This is a genomic window from Pseudomonas viridiflava, from assembly GCF_900602065.1.
Classification (GTDB): domain Bacteria; phylum Pseudomonadota; class Gammaproteobacteria; order Pseudomonadales; family Pseudomonadaceae; genus Aquipseudomonas.
In genome coordinates, this window is sequence record NZ_UWFN01000284.1 from 1 (window position 1) to 345 (window position 345).

The window sequence follows — 345 nt, forward strand, 5'->3', positions numbered from 1 at the left end:
ATCAAAAGGTGAGGGTTTCGTTCCGCTTTTGGTGCCGACGACTTGCGTGCCGGCCTTCGTCCGGAGTGACAAGGGGGCGCTGGCGAAGCACCTTGGTGGTCAGGGCTCCATGCTCGCCGCCATGTACGAAACCTGGCGCAAGGCCGACCCGACCGGTGAAGTCTGGTGCCTGCCGCTGCTCAATACCGAAGGCGCCAAGGCCGTTGCAACGGTTACCGTAGCGGGCGCAGCGACCGAAACCGGTCTGCTGAACCTGTATGTCGGCGGCGTGCGCGTGCAAGCTACTGTGGTCAATGGCGCAACGGCGGCTCAGGCTGCCAATGCCCTGTTGGTGAAGATCAACGC

Annotated in this window: 1 pseudogene; it reads left to right on the top strand. The window is 63.2% G+C overall.

Annotated features, from left to right (window positions below):
* Nucleotides 1-76 precede the first annotated feature (76 nt).
* Nucleotides 77-345, top strand: a pseudogene (locus EE949_RS18310) (phage tail sheath subtilisin-like domain-containing protein); the annotation flags it as partial.